At 70.5% G+C, this 15,465-nt stretch carries 13 protein-coding genes; 4 read left to right on the top strand and 9 right to left on the bottom strand.

What is annotated here, in order from left to right:
* Window positions 1-47 precede the first annotated feature (47 nt).
* The gene (locus ACH47Z_RS19170) at window positions 48-1,865 is read right to left on the bottom strand and encodes a bifunctional metallophosphatase/5'-nucleotidase (RefSeq protein WP_399075023.1); all 1,818 of its coding nucleotides are present in this window, start codon (window positions 1,863-1,865) and stop codon (window positions 48-50) included.
* A gap of 159 nt (window positions 1,866-2,024) precedes the next feature.
* Window positions 2,025-3,308, bottom strand: a complete 1,284-nt coding sequence (locus tag ACH47Z_RS19165) for an adenylosuccinate synthase (protein WP_399075021.1) — start codon at window positions 3,306-3,308, stop codon at window positions 2,025-2,027.
* A 196-nt stretch (window positions 3,309-3,504) separates the two neighbouring features.
* Here ACH47Z_RS19165 and ACH47Z_RS19160 point away from each other — a divergent pair, with 196 nt between their 5' ends.
* Together ACH47Z_RS19160 and ACH47Z_RS19155 are read left to right on the top strand one after the other, a co-directional pair.
* Window positions 3,505-4,335 (top strand): diacylglycerol kinase, encoded by an 831-nt coding sequence (locus ACH47Z_RS19160; protein WP_399075019.1) that lies wholly within the window; start codon window positions 3,505-3,507, stop codon window positions 4,333-4,335.
* Between the two features lie 172 nt (window positions 4,336-4,507).
* Window positions 4,508-6,019: an APC family permease gene (locus ACH47Z_RS19155; protein ID WP_399075017.1), complete on the top strand. Its 1,512-nt coding sequence runs from the start codon at window positions 4,508-4,510 to the stop codon at window positions 6,017-6,019.
* Window positions 6,020-6,028: 9 nt separating this feature from the next.
* On the opposite strand, the gene ACH47Z_RS19150 is transcribed toward ACH47Z_RS19155, so the two are convergent.
* Window positions 6,029-6,538: a GbsR/MarR family transcriptional regulator gene (locus tag ACH47Z_RS19150; RefSeq protein WP_399075015.1), complete on the bottom strand. Its 510-nt coding sequence runs from the start codon at window positions 6,536-6,538 to the stop codon at window positions 6,029-6,031.
* Between the two features lie 73 nt (window positions 6,539-6,611).
* On the opposite strand from ACH47Z_RS19150, the gene ACH47Z_RS19145 reads away from it, so the two are divergent.
* Both ACH47Z_RS19145 and ACH47Z_RS19140 read left to right on the top strand, forming a co-directional pair.
* Window positions 6,612-7,505, top strand: coding sequence for an ATP-binding cassette domain-containing protein (locus ACH47Z_RS19145; RefSeq protein WP_399075013.1), 894 nt, complete (start codon window positions 6,612-6,614; stop codon window positions 7,503-7,505).
* A complete protein-coding gene (locus ACH47Z_RS19140) occupies window positions 7,502-9,082 on the top strand; it encodes an ABC transporter permease (protein ID WP_399075011.1) in 1,581 nt (526 codons plus the stop codon). Before ACH47Z_RS19145 ends, ACH47Z_RS19140 begins: the two co-directional genes overlap by 4 nt.
* A 3-nt stretch (window positions 9,083-9,085) precedes the next feature.
* On the opposite strand, the gene ACH47Z_RS19135 is transcribed toward ACH47Z_RS19140, so the two are convergent.
* From ACH47Z_RS19135 to ACH47Z_RS19110, 6 genes are all read right to left on the bottom strand, one after another.
* The gene (locus ACH47Z_RS19135; RefSeq protein ID WP_399075009.1) at window positions 9,086-9,682 is read right to left on the bottom strand and encodes a Uma2 family endonuclease; all 597 of its coding nucleotides are present in this window, start codon (window positions 9,680-9,682) and stop codon (window positions 9,086-9,088) included.
* 87 nt (window positions 9,683-9,769) lie between these two features.
* Window positions 9,770-10,990: a cytochrome P450 gene (locus ACH47Z_RS19130; RefSeq protein ID WP_399075007.1), complete on the bottom strand. Its 1,221-nt coding sequence runs from the start codon at window positions 10,988-10,990 to the stop codon at window positions 9,770-9,772.
* Between the two features lie 115 nt (window positions 10,991-11,105).
* Entirely contained in the window at window positions 11,106-11,771 is a 666-nt protein-coding gene (locus ACH47Z_RS19125; RefSeq protein WP_399075005.1) for a response regulator, read from the bottom strand.
* Window positions 11,768-13,114, bottom strand: a complete 1,347-nt coding sequence (locus ACH47Z_RS19120) for a sensor histidine kinase (RefSeq protein ID WP_399075003.1) — start codon at window positions 13,112-13,114, stop codon at window positions 11,768-11,770. Before ACH47Z_RS19120 ends, ACH47Z_RS19125 begins: the two co-directional genes overlap by 4 nt.
* A gap of 134 nt (window positions 13,115-13,248) precedes the next feature.
* Window positions 13,249-13,932, bottom strand: a complete 684-nt coding sequence (locus tag ACH47Z_RS19115) for a response regulator (RefSeq protein WP_399075001.1) — start codon at window positions 13,930-13,932, stop codon at window positions 13,249-13,251.
* Entirely contained in the window at window positions 13,929-15,461 is a 1,533-nt protein-coding gene (locus tag ACH47Z_RS19110; protein WP_399074999.1) for a histidine kinase, read from the bottom strand. The genes ACH47Z_RS19115 and ACH47Z_RS19110 overlap by 4 nt, the downstream gene beginning before the upstream one ends.
* Between the last annotated feature and the right edge of the window lie 4 nt (window positions 15,462-15,465).

Genomic DNA, 15,465 nt, shown 5'->3' with positions numbered 1-15,465 from the left:
CGCCCGCAAGAGCAGTGGCCCGCGCGCGAACAGCGGGGTGGGCGCGTCTAGAAGACCGGCGTGCCCGCCTGGGTCAGCTTCCAGTTGACCTTGGCGAAGTCCGCCGGGTCCAGGGTCTTCTTCGCCGTGACGTAGTCGATCATCAGCTGGCGGATCTCGTTCGTGGAGCTGTACGCGATCGGCGCCGAGGCGATGTGCGGGTAGCCGGAGCCGCCGTTCGCGCGGTAGTTGTTCACCGCCACGACGAAGACCTGGTCGTCGGCGACCGGGGCGCCGTTGTAGGAGAGGTTCTTGATCCGCGAACCCTCCGCCTGCGCGATGTCGATCTCGTAGTCGACGCCGGCCGCCGTGTCGTACATGTAGTCCCAGAAGTTGTTGGCGTTGGTCAGCGTCGCGGTGTCGACCTTCGTGTCCGACGGGACCTGGTGGTAGTACTTCGCCGCGTACTCCAGGTAGTCCTTCAGCTGGGCGCCCGTGAGCTTCTTGCCGTACAGCGTGTTGTCGTAGATGTAGAGCCCGGCGATGTCCTTGATGGTCACGCTGCCGGCCGGGATGTCGGCGGTGCGGCTGAACGGCGCGGCGACCGAGATCAGGGGCAGCGCGGCATCGCTCGCCGACAGGCCCGCCTTCACCGACTGCATCTGGACCTCGTGGATGAAGTCCATGATGGGGACGTCCTTCCAGCAGGAGTCCGCCGCCGGGAGGTCCTGAGTGCAGGTGCCCACGGCCGTGTTGACGTACTTGACGACGAGGTCGTGGTCGGCCTTGAGGAGCTTGGTGATCTCCGGGTCCTCCTCGACGCCCTTCGGGTCGAGGGTCTGGGCCGTCTTCTTCGTCACCTTCCACTGCCCACAGTGCAGTTCGAGCTCGAAGTCGAAGACGGTGAGGCGGTAGCCCCAGCAGTACGGCTCGGAGAGCAGGACGTCCTCGCCGGTCTCCTCGTTCTTGACGGTGTACGAGGAGACCTCTTTGTGCGTGTGGCCGACCAGGATCGCGTCGATGCCGGGGACCTGCTCGGCGACGAGGTTGGAGGCGTTCTCGACGTACGGGAGCGCGTCGCCCCAGGAGGTCGATCCGTCGAGCCCGGAGTGGTCGGTCAGGAAGACGACATCACACCCCAGCGCCCGCAGCCTCGGCACGTACTTCTTCGCCTGCTCGACCAGCCCGGGGAAGACCATCTTCCCGCTGACGTTGTCCTTGTCCCACAGGGCGATACCGGGGTTGGTCAGGCCGAGGATGCCGACCTTGATGTCCGGGGCGCCGGGGACGCAGATGCGCTTCACCGTGTACGGGTGGAAGGCCGGGCGCAGGGTCTTCGCGTCCAGCGCGTTCGCGCCGAGGAGCGGGAAGTGACACTGCTTCTCGAACCTGCGCAGCGTCTCGATGCCGTAGTTGAACTCGTGGTTGCCGAGGGCGGCGGCGTCGTAGCGCATGTGGTTCATCGCCACGGCCATCGGGTGCTTGGGGCCCTTCTTGCCGTCGGTGCCCGTGATCGGGTCGACGCGCGCGAAGTAGTAGGCGAGCGAGGTGCCCTGGATGATGTCACCGGCGTCCACGAGGAGGACGCGGTCCTCGCCCTTGGCCTCTCTCTGCTGCTTGATGAGGGTGGCGACCCGGGCGACGCCGACCGAGTTCCCCGCCTTGTCGGTGTAGGCCGCGTCCTTGTAGTAGTCCCAGTCGAAGACGTGGCTGTGCAGGTCGGTGGTGCCGAGGATGGAGAACGACCAGGTGCGCGGCGTGTGTTCGCGCTTCTGCTCGGCGGCCTGGGCGGGGGCCGCGGCGACGGTCCCGGCGGCCGCGACGGCCGCCCCGGTGACGGCCGACTTCTTCACGAACTCCCGGCGGTTCATGGGACTGACGGGCATACAGGGCTCCTGGAGCGAGGAAGAGGGACGAAGACAGGCAACTACCCGCGTAGATGCTTGCCTTCGGCTTCCTGTTCTGAGAACCACGAACAGCCCAAGGGCCGGTCAAGGAACTTCATGTCCATGACCGGCCCGTGAAGCGGAGCTGAACTACGGGAACTAGAGGAACGAGTTGATCTCGATCGTCTCGTCCCGGCCCGGGCCCACGCCGATCGCGGAGATCGGGGCGCCGGACATCTCCTCGAGCGCCTTGACGTAGTTCTGGGCGTTCTTCGGCAGGTCCGAGAAGGACTTGGCCTTGGTGATGTCCTCGGACCAGCCCGGCAGGGTCTCGTAGACCGGCTTCGCGTGGTGGAAGTCGCTCTGCGAGTACGGGAGTTCCTCGACGCGCTTGCCGTCGATCTCGTACGCCACGCAGACCGGGATCTGCTCCCAGCCGGTCAGGACGTCCAGCTTGGTGAGGAAGAAGTCGGTCAGGCCGTTCACGCGGGTCGCGTAGCGGGCGATGACCGCGTCGAACCAGCCGCAGCGGCGGTCACGGCCGGTGGTCACGCCCCGCTCGCCGCCGATGCGGCGCAGCGCCTCGCCGTCCTCGTCGAACAGCTCGGTCGGGAAGGGACCGGCGCCGACACGGGTCGTGTAGGCCTTGAGGATGCCGATGACGCGGCTGATCTTCGTCGGACCCACACCGGCGCCGGTGCAGGCGCCGCCGGCGGTGGGGTTGCTGGACGTGACGAAGGGGTACGTGCCGTGGTCGATGTCGAGGAGGGTGCCCTGACCGCCCTCGAACAGGACGACCTTGTCCGCCTCCAGCGCCTGGTTCAGGACCAGGACGGTGTCGGTGACGTACGGCTCGATCTGCTCGGCGTAGCCCAGCAGCTCCTCGACGACCTGGTCCACGGCGATCGCGCGCCGGTTGTACAGCTTGGTGAGGAGCTGGTTCTTGACGTCGAGGGCCGCCTCGACCTTCTGGGTCAGGATCGACTCGTCGTAGAGGTCCTGGACCCGGATGCCGACGCGGTTGATCTTGTCCGCGTAGGTCGGCCCGATACCGCGCCCGGTCGTACCGATCTTCCTCTTCCCGAGGAAGCGTTCCGTCACCTTGTCGACGGTCACGTTGTACGGCGTGATGATGTGCGCGTTACCGCTGATCAGGAGCTTGGACGTGTCGACGCCTCGCTCGTTCAGACCGCTCAGCTCGGAGAGCAGGACCGACGGGTCGACGACGACACCGTTACCGATGACCGGCGTACAGCCGGGGGAGAGGATTCCGGAAGGGAGGAGGTGGAGCGCGTACTTCTGGTCGCCGACGACGACCGTGTGGCCGGCGTTGTTGCCGCCCTGGTAGCGCACTACATAGTCCACCGAGCCACCGAGCAGGTCGGTCGCCTTCCCCTTGCCTTCGTCACCCCACTGAGCACCGAGCAGCACAAGTGCGGGCACGCGCGTACACCCCTTCCGGGCGGGGCATGTCCAAGGTCGGGGGCGTGGGCGTAAGGTTCACCGCCGCGTGCCACAGCGACCGCCGTTGGTCGCCAACCGTCGGACCGGATGCCCCGGAATAGACGAAGCCCCTGGCGCAATAGCGCAAGGGGCTCTTGCACAAAGATGCTACCCGAGGAAGCGAGGCAGGACCGAGGTGGCGACTTTCGCGACGTCCGAGCAACTGCTGGTGATCATCGATCCGGCGGCACGGCAGACGGACGGCGAGTCCGTACGGATCGCGAAAGACGTGCTCAGCGCGGGTGCGGCGGCGAAGGTGTGCCTCCCGGACAGCCCGGAGGAATTCGCTCGCGCGCTGGGCCGAAGGGGTTCCCGCCGGCCGGTGGTGATCGGCGACGACCACGCTCTGCTACGGGCGGTCACCCTGCTGCACCGTGAGCGTGAGCCGGCCGGATGCGGGCTGTCGGTGGTCCCGGTGGGCGAAACGTCTCTGGCCCGGTCCCTGGGCGTACCCGGCGGGGCGGTGGCGGCGGCGCGGACGGTCCTGGACGGGGTGGAACGCCGCCTGGACCTGCTGGTGGACGACAGCGACGGGCTGGTCCTGACGGACGTGACGATCCCGCCGACCCGGGCCGCCGCCGTGCGCGAGCCGTTGGCGCCGTCCGGCCCCTGGTACCGCACCCTCCTGTCCCGCACCCTGCCCGCCCGCCCACCGCGCCTCGCGGCGGTGCCCTCGCCGGGCCCGGCCCGCCTGCGGGTCCAGCTCGACGGCGAGACGGTGGTGGACCTGGACCAGCCGGTGGAGGCGGTGACGGTGACCCCGGGTTCGTACGGCCTGGCCGAGGTGGAGATCCACCCCCTGTCGGTGGGCGCGGAGGCGACGCCGGTACGGGCGTCCGGGCGGACGGTGACGGTGGTCGGCGCCGACTTCCGCTACCGGGCCGACGCGAGGCTCTCGGGGCCGGTACGGAGGCGTACGTGGCGGGTGCTGGAGGGGGCGTGGGGGTTGGTGCTGCCGTCCGCTTGAGGCGGGCGCCCCTGATGATCTCGGCCCTGTCGCCGGCGGGCGCGATAGCCCCAATGGTCTGGTGACAAATATTTAACCCCGCCGACCCCTTCCCGTGCCCCCGTCTCGTCCACCATCCTGCTCCATCAGGACCCACCAGGGCCCATGGACCGGACGCGGAAGGGGCCACCCGATGGCAGTGGACGAGGGCGTTGCCCCGGAGGCGGGAACGGACGACGGCGGCACGGTTCACCGGCTCAAACCCAATGCCGTAGGGCTGCTGGGTGTGGTGTTCATGGCCGTGGCGACCGCCGCGCCGATCACCGCGATGACCGGGAACGTGCCCTTCATGGTGTCGTCCGGCAACGGGATCGGGGCGCCCGCGAGTTATCTCGTCGCAATGGTCGTCCTGGCAATCTTTTCCGTCGGCTTCACCTCCATGGCGAAGCACATCACGTCCACGGGGGCGTTCTACGGGTTCATCTCGTACGGCCTCGGGCGGACCGCCGGGCTCGCCTCCGGGCTGCTCGCCACCTTCGCGTACGTCGTCTTCGAGCCCGCCCTCATCGGGATCTTCTCGACCTTCGCCACCACCACCCTGAAGGACCAGACGGGCGTGCACGTGCCCTGGTGGGCCTTCGCCCTGCTGATGCTCGCGGTCAACGCGACCGGCACCTGGTTCGGGATCAGCGTCGCCGAGAAGCTGCTGGTGGCGCTGCTGGCGACCGAGGTGACCGTACTGGCCGCCATGGCGGTGTCCGTCGCCTTCCACGGGGGCGGGCCGCACGGGTTCACCTTCGCGCCCGTCGACCCGGTCAACGCCTTCAAGGGCACGTCCGCCGGTCTCGGGCTCTTCTTCGCCTTCTGGTCCTGGGTCGGCTTCGAGTCGACCGCGATGTACGGCGAGGAGTCCCGCGACCCGAAGAAGATCATCCCCAAGGCTACGATGATCAGCGTCCTGGGCGTCGGCGTCTTCTACGTCTTCGTCTCCTGGATGGCCATCACGGGCAACGGCGAGTCCGAGGCCGTGAAGGCCGCCTCCTCCGCCAATCCGCTCGCGATGTTCTTCAACCCCACCGAGCGCTATGTCGGCCACTGGGCGGTCGACGTCATGCAGTGGCTGATGATCACCGGCTCACTGGCCTGCGGCATGGCCTTCCACAACTGCGCCGCCCGCTATCTGTACGCCCTGGGCAGGGAGGGCGTCCTGCCCTCGCTCCAGCGCACCATCGGGCGTACGCACGAGCGGCACGGCTCCCCGCACATCGCCGGGCTGGTGCAGACGGGCGTCACCGCGGTGCTGCTCGGCGCGTTCTGGGCCGCGGGCAAGGACCCGTACACCGGTACGTACGTCCTGCTCGCCATCCTCGGCACCATGGCGATCCTCGTCGTCCAGGCCGTGTGCTCCTTCGCGGTGCTGGCCTACTTCCGCTCCCACCACCCCGAGAGCCGCCACTGGTTCCGCACCTTCACCGCACCGCTGATCGGCGGCATCGCGATGCTGGGCGTCGTCGTGCTGCTGGTGTCCAACATGAGCGCGGCGGCCGGTCCCGAGTCCGGCTCGCTGGTACTGAAGGCGACGCCGTGGCTGGTGGCGGCGGTGGCGGGGACGGGCATCGGTTACGCCCAGTACCTCAGGCGGCGCGCACCCGAGCGGTACGCGCTGCTGGGGCGGACGGTGCTGGAGGAGACGAAGGAGAGGTGACGCCCGGCCTCAGCCGCCGTACGTCTCCTTGCCGCCGTACCTCTCCTCCCGGTACACCCGCCACCGCTCCATCATCAGTGCCACGTCCTGCTCGATGAACTCGAAGAAGGCCAGCGTCTCGGCGAGACGGCGCCCCGCGGGGGTGCCGGCTCCGAGGCTGTCCACCCCCTCGCGCAGGGCGTCCTCCCAGCGCTTGATGATCGCCTCGCGACTGGTGAGCGCCTCGTACCACTGGTTGCTGTGCACCCGGTACCGCTCCCGGCGCGAACCGGGCTCCCGTTCCCTCGACACCATGTGGACCTGGGCGAGATAGCGCACGGCGCCGGAGACTGCGGCGGGGCTGATCCGCAGCTGTTCGCTCAGTTCGGCCGAGGTCAGAGAGCCGGCGTCGGAGGCGAGGAGGGCGGCGAAGACCCGGGAGGGCATGCGCTGCATCCCGGCCTCGACCAGCTGCGCCGCGAACCGCTCCACGAACCGCGAGACCGTCTCCGGATCCCGCTCACTCCCTGGCTCCGTCATGCCCCTCACCCTATCCGGCGTTCATCCGCTTCCTTAACTTCACAAATTTCTGAAAGAAGCGTACGTTCGGAGCATGACGAAGGCAATCACGGTCGTCGGACTCCACAAGTCCTTCGGCCGTACCCACGCGCTGGACGGCCTCGACCTGGACGTCGAGGCCGGTGAGGTGCACGGCTTCCTCGGCCCGAACGGCGCCGGGAAGTCCACCACCATCCGCGTCCTGCTCGGGCTGCTGCGCGCCGACGCGGGCGCCGCCCAGGTGCTGGGCCGCGACCCGTGGCGGGACGCGGTCGAGGTGCACCGCCGTATCGCGTACGTCCCCGGCGACGTCACCCTGTGGCGCAACCTCTCCGGCGGCGAGGTCATCGACCTCTACGGCCGGCTGCGCGGAGGCCTCGACCAGCGGCGCCGGGCAGACCTGATCGAGCGGTTCGAGCTGGACCCCACCAAGAAGGGCCGCACCTACTCCAAGGGCAACCGGCAGAAGGTCGCCCTCGTCGCCGCCTTCGCCTCCGACGTCGACCTGTTGATCCTGGACGAGCCGACCTCGGGCCTGGACCCGCTGATGGAGGAGGTCTTCCAGACTTGCGTGGAGGAGGAACGGGAGCGGGGCCGTACGGTCCTGCTGTCGTCCCACATCTTGAGTGAGGTCGAGGAACTCTGCGACCGGGTCAGCATCATCCGCAAGGGCCGGACCGTGGAGAGCGGTTCGCTGGCCGAACTGCGGCATCTGACCCGGACCAGCGTCAGCGCCGAACTCGCCGGACCGCCCGACGGACTCGCCCATCTGCCGGGCGTGCACGACCTCGACATCCAGGGCCACCGGGTCCGGCTCCAGGTCGACACCGGCCAACTCGACGCCGTACTGCGGTCGTTGAGTGCCACGGGGGTGCGCTCGCTGACCTCGACCCCGCCGACGCTGGAGGAGCTGTTCCTGCGGCACTACGCGGACGAGGTGGCAGTATGAACCGCTCAACCTCCCAACTGGCGGGCACGGGCACCCTGTTGAGGTTCGCCCTGCGCCGCGACCGGGTGCTCGTCCCGGTCTGGGTCGCGGTGAACACGCTGATGGTCCTCTCCATGCCGAACACCCTGAAGAGCCTGTACGCCACCCCGGCCCAACGCGCCGACCTGAAGCACCAGATGGCGGCCAACACCTCGCTGCGCGCCCTGGTCGGCCCGGTCTTCGACGACTCCCTCGGCGCGCTGACCGCCTGGCGGGTCGGGGTGTACGCGGGCGCGCTTGCCGCCGTCATGAGCCTGCTCGTCGTCGTACGGCACACCCGGGACGAGGAGGAGAGCGGGCGGCAGGAGCTGATCTCCTCCGGGACGGTCGGGCGCCGGGCCCCGCTCACGGCGGCCCTGCTGGCGGCGGCGGTCGCGAACGTCCTCCTCGGCCTGCTGATCACCGCCGGGCTGGCCGGGCAGGGCGCGGCCGGTGCCCTGGCCTTCGGGCTCGGGGTGGCGGGCGCGGGCCTGGTCTTCGCCACCATGGCGGCGATCGTCGCCCAGCTGACGGAGAGCGCCCGGATGGCCCGGGGGCTGACGGCGGCGGTGCTCGGCGCGGCCTTCGTGCTGCGCGCGGCGGGCGACTCGGCCTCCTCCGCCGACTCCTCCGTCCTGACCTGGCTGTCCCCGCTGGGCTGGCTGGAGAACCTGCGCGCCTTCGCGGCCGAACGCTGGTGGGTGCTGCTGCTGTTCGTGGCCGCGGTGGCCGTGCAGGCTCTCTGTGCTTACGCGTTGGCGGGTCGCCGGGACATCGGCATGAGCTTCCTGCCGACCCGGCCGGGTCCGGCCGTGGGGCGGCTCGGCACCGCCGGTGCGCTGGCCTGGCGACTGCAGCGGGGCAGCGTGCTCGGCTGGAGCCTCGGCTTCTTCCTCGCCGGGGTCGTCTACGGCGGGCTGACGGACGGCGCGGCCAAGCTCGTCGGCGACAACGCCCGGGCCCGGGAGATCTTCCAGCGCATGGGCGGGCAGTCGGGGCTGACGGACGCCTTCCTCGCCGCGATGGTCGGCATGCTCGGCCTGGTCGCCGCGCTCTACGTCGTCTCGTCCGTGCTGCGGCTCGGCGGTGAGGAGACCTCCGGCCGCGCCGAACCGGTGCTGGCCGGTGCGGTGGGCCGGCTGCGCTGGGCCGCCGGGCATCTGCTGATCGCCTTCGGCGGCTCGGCCCTGATCATGCTGCTGGCCGGCCTGGGCTTCGCCGTCGGCTACGGCAAGCAGATCGGGCCGGTGCTGGGCGCGTGCCTGCTCCAGGTCGCCGCGGTCTGGGTGATCGGCGGCATCGCCGTCCTGCTCTTCGGCGTCCTGCCGCAGGGGGCGGTGGCGGCATGGGGGGTGGCCGGCGCGGCCCTGCTGATCGGCTGGATCGGCCCGGCGTTGAGCCTCCCGCGCGCGGTGCTGGACCTGTCCCCGTTCGGGCATCTGCCGAAGCTGCCGGGTGGGGGGATGGAGTGGGGGCCGGTGGGGGTGCTGCTGACCCTGGCGGCCCTGCTGGTGGCGGGCGGCCTGGCGGGACTGCGGCGCCGCGATCTGGCTGGCTGAGGCTCAGTCGGCGTACTGCTTGAGTTCCTCGGTGTCGAGTTCGATACCGACGGGGTCGGGGAGGGTGACCTTGCCGCCGAACCTCACCACGTGGATGTCACGGTAGCCGTCCTCTGGGTCGGGGTCCGTGTGCACAAGGATCGAGAGGTTGCCACGGTCGATCAGCAAGTACACCGGGATACCCGCTTCGGCGTAGGCGCGGGGTTTCTCCACTCGGTCGCGGTGGTGGGTGTCCGAGTCGTACGAGGTGATCTCGACGGCCATCAGCACGCCGCGGGTTTCGGCCCAGTCCCCCTGTCCCGCGAAGTGCCCCACCGGTGCGAGCACGCCGTCGGGACGGGCCCGGCCCTTGCGGTATGCCTCGACCTTCAGCCCCTGGCCTGTCGTGTTGAGGGTGAGGTCGGGCCGTGCTTCTTTGCACCGGAATGCCAACCACATGGCGATCTCACCGTGGCTGCCGTTCGTCACCTTCTTGACCCCGATCCGTCCGTCGATGAACTCGAACCTGACGGTCTCGTCCTCGCACTCGGCGAATTCCGCGATCCGCTCGAACACGTCCACCGACATCTGAGACGAGGTGCGCTCTGCCATAACCGTCATGGTGCCCCCCTTCGTAGGCAGGCACCAGCGTGACAAGCCACCGGCGGCCTTCGATCGTAATCGCTCGGCGATCATCCGAACGGGTGATCACCCCACCTCGACGCTCAGCCCCTCCAGCCCCCTGATGACGAAGTTCGGCTTCCGCCGCGGCTCCGCCGCCAGGGTCAGCGTGGGGGCCTGCTGGAGGAGGGCCGTCATGGAGGCCGCGAGCTCGATGCGGGCCAGCGGGGCGCCGATGCAGTAGTGAATGCCGGCGCTGAAGGAGATGTGGGGGTTGTCCTTGCGGGCCAGGTCCAGCCGGTCGGGGTCGGTGAAGACGGCCGGGTCGCGGTTGGCGGAGCCGAAGAGCATCGCGATCTCCGAGCCCCTCGGGATCGTCGTGCCGTCGATCTCGATGTCGTCCAGGACCCAGCGTTCGAAGAGCTGGAGCGGGGTGTCGTAGCGCATCAGCTCCTCGATCGCGGACGGGATCAGGGAGTGGTCGGCGCGCAGGGCGGCCAGCTGGCCGGGGTTGCGGAACAGCGCCCACCAGCCGTTCACCGTGGCGTTGACCGTGGCTTCGTGGCCGGCGTTGAGCAACAGGACCGCCGTGGAGATCATCTCCTGCTCGGTCAGCCGGTCGTCCTCGTCGTGGGCCGCGATCAGGCCCGAGATGAGATCCTCGCCCGGTTCCTTGCGGCGCGCGGCGATCAGCTCGCGCAGGTACTCCGAGAACTCCACCGAGGCCCGGACCGCCTTCGTGGCCGTCTCCTCCGACGGGTTCAGCTCGTACATTCCGCAGATGTCCGCCGACCAGGGGCGGAGCTGGGCGCGGTCCGCCTCGGGGATGCCCAGCATCTCGGCGATGACGGCGACCGGCAGCGGCTCCGCCACGTCGGTCAGCAGATCACCGCCCCCGTCCCGGACCAGCCCCGCCACCAGGTCGTTCGCCAGCGCCTCGACGTACGGCTTCAGCCGCTCCACCGTGCGCGGGGTGAACGCCTTGGACACCAGGCGCCGGATCCGGGTGTGGTCCGGCGGCTCCAGGTCGAGCATGCCGTGGTCGTTGAGGGTGTGGAACGGCTCCTGCTCGGGCGGGGGTGCGGTCCGCCCGAAGTCCTCGTGCGAGAAGCGGTGCTGATACGTCCGCCCCAGCCGGCGGTCCCGGAGCAGCGTCGAGACATCCGCGTGATGCGGGACCAGCCACTGGTCGGTCCGCTCGTACCGGATCACCCGGCCGCGTGCGCGCAGCTCGGCATAGGCCGGGTACGGGTCGGCGAGGAACGCCGGGGCCCAGGGGTCGAAACCGAGGTCGTGAGAGCCTGCCATGCGGGGAAGCTAACCCGCCGGACCGGGAGCTGACCAGGGGTGTTCAGCCCCGGCCTTCGCAGTCGAGCAGGACCCGTGTGCCAATCTGATACGAGATCCATGGTTGTGACGCCTGTCAGCCCGGTGTGACCAGGCGGGCCTCGTACGCGAACACCGCTGCCTGGGTGCGGTCTCTCAGGCCCAGTTTGACCAGGATGCGGCTGACGTGGGTTTTGATCGTCGACTCCGCCACCACCAGGCGTTCCGCGATCTCCGCGTTGGACAGGCCCTGGGCGATCAGGATCAGTACCTCCGTCTCGCGTTCCGTCAGTTCGCCGTAGGCCGCCTGGGACGCCGGTATCAGGCGCGGCGGTTCCGAGAGGCGGGAGAACTCGGTGATCAGTCGTCTGGTGACCGAGGGGGCCAGGAGGGCCTCGCCGGCGGCTACCACCCGGACCCCGTCGGCCAGTTGGCGGGCCGAGGCGTCCTTCAGGAGGAAGCCGGAGGCTCCCGCGCGCAGGGCCTGGTAGACGTACTCGTCCAGGTCGAAGGTGGTCAGGACCAGCACCTTCGCCGTCGCGTCCGCAGCGACGATCTCCCGGGTCGCCTCGATGCCGTTCAGCTCCGGCATCCGGATGTCCATCAGGACGACGTCCGGCGCCAGTTCCCGGACCCGTTCCACCGCCTCCCTTCCGTTGACGGCCTCGCCGACGACCTCGATGTCCGGCATCGCGTTCAGCAGGACCGAGAAGCCCTCGCGGACCATCATCTGGTCGTCCGCGATCAGTACGCGGATGGTCATGCGTCCCCTTCGCTCACGGCGGCCGCCACCGGCAGGAACACCGTCACCTCGTGGCCCCCGTCGTCCGTCGGGCCCGCCGTCATCTCGCCGTTCAGCATCGAGACGCGCTCCCGCATGCCCGTGATGCCGTGCCCCGCGCCCGGAGAGGGCTGGACGAGGTGCGGTGCGGGCGGCGGGGTGTTGACGATGCGCAGGCCCAGGCCGCCGAGGACATAGCCGATCTCCACGCGGGCGCTCGCCCCCGGTGCGTGCCGCAGGGTGTTGCTGAGGGCCTCCTGGACTATTCGGTACGCCGACAGCTCCACGCCCTGCGGGAGTTCACGGACCGCTCCCGTCACCGCCTTGTCCACCTCCAGCCCGGCCTCCCGCACATTGGCCAGCAGCCCGTCCAGGTCGGCGAGCGTGGGCTGCGGGGCGTCCGGGGCCTCGTAGTCCTCCGCGCGGACCACGCCCAGGACCCGGCGCAGCTCGGTCAGCGCCGCCACCGCGTTCTCCCGGATGGTGGCGAACGCCTGCTCCAGCTCCGGCGGCGGATTCTCCACCCGGTACGGCGCGGCCTCCGCCTGGATCGCGACCACCGACATGTGATGGGCGACCACGTCATGCAGCTCACGGGCGATCGTCGTGCGCTCCTCCAGCAGGGTGCGGCGGGAGCGTTCGTGCGCCGTCGCCGTCTGCTGGGCGGTCACCTCCTGCCGCGCCTCCCGCCGTATGTGCCGGACCGTGACGATCAGCAGGATCAGCGCCGACAGGATCAGCATCGGGTCGGTGTCGGAACCGAACCTGCCCCGGCCCAGGCCCGTTTCGGCGAAGAGGCCGAACAACGCCGTCAGCACCCACATCCAGGCCGCCGTGCGCGGGCGGGTGCGCAGCGCGACGATCGTCAGCACCAGCAGATGGGAGACGAAGCTGCCCGGCAGCCACGGCCAGCTGCCGTCGCCGCTGCCGATCACGGCCGTGGCGACCGTGCCCGCCAGCGACGCCCAGAACGCGCCCACCGGACGCACCAGGGTCAGCAGGACCGGCACCAGCGCGAACAGCCCGCACAGCAGGGCCCTCAGGGGCGCCTCCTCGTTCGTCGCGCCGAGGAACAGGGCCACGGCACCGCCGAGGGCCACCAGCACGTGCGGGGTCCAGGCTCCGTACACCCGCGTCCGGCTCGACAGACGCCGGGTGGGCGAGGGGGCCTCGGCCACCCGGGGCAGCGGGTCGTAGGCGAAGGCGTCCTGGAACAGGTCCTGCCGCAGCCCCCGCAGGGCGTCCGCGGCGAGCCGGAACTCCGGGCTGCGCGGCCGGCCGGCCGGGCCCGGCGGTGTCGTCTGCGTGTGCGTCGTCTCGGTCACGTACAGAACGGTAGGCCGGGCCGGAGGTCGCGGTCGTCCCCTTGGAGAGGGGTCCTTCGGGGTCCCTCTCAGGTACTACGGGTCTCCGGGGGCGGGATCCCCTAGGTGCGGAGGGGACTCAGTGGGCCGGCGGGTCAGCGGCCGCCGCCCGGGCGGACCAGGCCCGACTCGAAGGCGAAGACCGCCGCCTGGGTGCGGTCCCTGAGCCCCAGCTTCACCAGGATCCGGCCGACGTGCGTCTTCACGGTCTGCTCCGCCACGACCAGCCGCTCGGCGATCTCCGCGTTCGACAGGCCCTGCGCGATCAGCGCCAGCACCTCCGTCTCCCGTTCCGTGAGATCCCCGACGCGCTGCTTGAGCGGGGCCTGGCGGCTGCCGTCCAGCCGGGCGAACTGGGCGATCAGACGCCGGGTGACGCCGGGCGCGAGCAGGGCGTCGCCCGCGGCCACCACCCGCACCGCCTCGGCCAGCTTGTCCGCCGAAGCGTCCTTGAGCAGGAAGCCGGAGGCACCGGCCCGCAGCGCCTCGTACACGTACTCGTCCAGGTCGAACGTGGTCAGCACGAGCACCTTGACCGCGGGGTGCTCGACGCTGATCCGCCGGGTCGCCTCGAGACCGCCCATCTCGGGCATCCGGATGTCCATCAGCACGACGTCCGGGGCCAGTTCGGCGGTCCGGGCGATCGCGTCCAGCCCGTCCACCGCCTGCCCGACCACCTCGATGTCGGGCTGGGTGTTGAGCAGCACGGTGAAACCCTGCCGGACCATCTCCTGGTCGTCGGCGATGAGTACACGGATGGTGCCGGCACCGCTCGTCATGGGGCCTGTTCTCCTGTCGGGGGCTCGGGGCTGTGCGGATCGCGCGCGGATGCGGGGGGTGACGGCGGCAGCGGGGGCGGCGACGGGCGCGACGGTGAGGGCGGGAGCCCCGGTGGGAAGGGCCCCTCGGTGTCCGCCGGTTCCGGGGTGCCCTCGCGCGGCAGGAACGCCGTCACCCGGAAGCCGCCGCGTCGGTCGCCCATCGCGACGACGTGCCCGCCGAGCATCGCCGTGCGCTCCCGCATCCCGAGCAGCCCGTGGCCGCTGCCGGGGGACGGCGGGGCCGGGCGGCTCGGGCGGGAGTTGGTGATGTCCAGGCATATCCCGTTCGGGTAGTGCAGGACCTCCACGGTGACCGACGCGCCCGGCGCGTGCCGCAGGACGTTGCTCAGGGCCTCCTGCACGATCCGGTACGCCGACAGCTCCACGCCGGGCGGATAGCCGCGCGCCTCGCCGTCCGTCCTCAGGACGACCTCCAGCCCGGCCGCCCGCGTGTTCTCGATCAGCGCGCCCAGCCGGGCGAGGTTCGGCTGCGGGGCGTCGGGGGCCGGGCCGGTGCCGGGGGCGGACAGCCGGTAGGCGTCGTCCACGGCCGCCGGGTCGTCCGGGCCCGCCGAACGCAGCACACCGAGCACACGGCGCAGCTCCGTCAGGGCCTCCAGGGCGTTGTTGCGGATGCCCTCCAGGTTCTCCTTCAGCTCCTCGGAGGGGTTCTCCACCAGGTGCGGTGCCACCTGGGCCTGGATCGAGATCACCGACATGTGGTGGGCGACCACGTCGTGCAGCTCGCGGGCGATACGGCTGCGCTCCTCCAGCAGGGCCCGGCGGGCCCGCTCCTCCGCGGTGATCGTCGTCTGCTCGACCAGTTCCTTACGGGCCTCGCTCCGGCCGCGCAGGGCGGAGCCGATGACGGCGGCGACGGCGAACAGTCCGACCGCGGTGTATCCCGTCGGCGAGTAGCGCAGCGCACCTATGCCGCCTTCGACGACGAAGGTCACCAGGGCGGTCACGCCGAGCGCGGCGACCGTGCCACGGACCCGGACGCGCAGGGCGAGGAGCAGGAACACGGCCATGTGGGCCAGCAGAGTGGCCGTGGCCCACGGCCAGTTGGGGCTGGAGAGCTTCAGCTGCGTCAGGTTCTGGCGGGCGAGCAGCGCGGTGAAGGTGGCGGCGGACAGGGACAGGGCCCAGGCGGGGACGGGTCGCCGCAGAGCCAGGACGACGGCGGCGGCCTGGAGGAAGGTGCTCAGGAACGCCATGGCGGTGGTGAAGCCGTAGCTGCCGGACAGATCCTGGGCGCCCGCGAGGGCGATGCCGAGGGCCAGATAGCCGACGAGGACGTAGGTGAGCAGGCGGGCCCAGCGGTACTTCGAGAAGGGGGGCGACTGCGTCGACGGGGCCTCGCCCAGCCAGGCCGCGAGGCGGCTCTTGAGGCTCGGTTCGGCACCGGGGGCGGTGTGCGCGGGGGTGGGAGTGGCACCGGCGGAGGGGTGGAGCTTGTCGAGATCGTGGGGGTCCGCGGGCTTCACGAGG

This window comes from Streptomyces sp. NPDC020192 (assembly GCF_044388685.1).
GTDB lineage: Bacteria > Actinomycetota > Actinomycetes > Streptomycetales > Streptomycetaceae > Streptomyces.
The sequence above is the reverse complement of the archived record's forward strand: the minus strand, read 5'-3'. Positions and strand labels throughout refer to the sequence as shown.

Coding starts and splice junctions, on each gene's coding strand:
- ACH47Z_RS19170 (WP_399075023.1), bottom strand. CDS start 1,865: ATGCCCGTCAGTCCCATGAACCGCCGGGAGTTCGTGAAGAAGTCGGCC.
- ACH47Z_RS19135 (WP_399075009.1), bottom strand. CDS start 9,682: ATGACGGTTATGGCAGAGCGCACCTCGTCTCAGATGTCGGTGGACGTG.
- ACH47Z_RS19140 (WP_399075011.1), top strand. CDS start 7,502: ATGAACCGCTCAACCTCCCAACTGGCGGGCACGGGCACCCTGTTGAGG.
- ACH47Z_RS19115 (WP_399075001.1), bottom strand. CDS start 13,932: ATGACGAGCGGTGCCGGCACCATCCGTGTACTCATCGCCGACGACCAG.
- ACH47Z_RS19150 (WP_399075015.1), bottom strand. CDS start 6,538: ATGACGGAGCCAGGGAGTGAGCGGGATCCGGAGACGGTCTCGCGGTTC.
- ACH47Z_RS19125 (WP_399075005.1), bottom strand. CDS start 11,771: ATGACCATCCGCGTACTGATCGCGGACGACCAGATGATGGTCCGCGAG.
- ACH47Z_RS19130 (WP_399075007.1), bottom strand. CDS start 10,990: ATGGCAGGCTCTCACGACCTCGGTTTCGACCCCTGGGCCCCGGCGTTC.
- ACH47Z_RS19145 (WP_399075013.1), top strand. CDS start 6,612: ATGACGAAGGCAATCACGGTCGTCGGACTCCACAAGTCCTTCGGCCGT.
- ACH47Z_RS19155 (WP_399075017.1), top strand. CDS start 4,508: ATGGCAGTGGACGAGGGCGTTGCCCCGGAGGCGGGAACGGACGACGGC.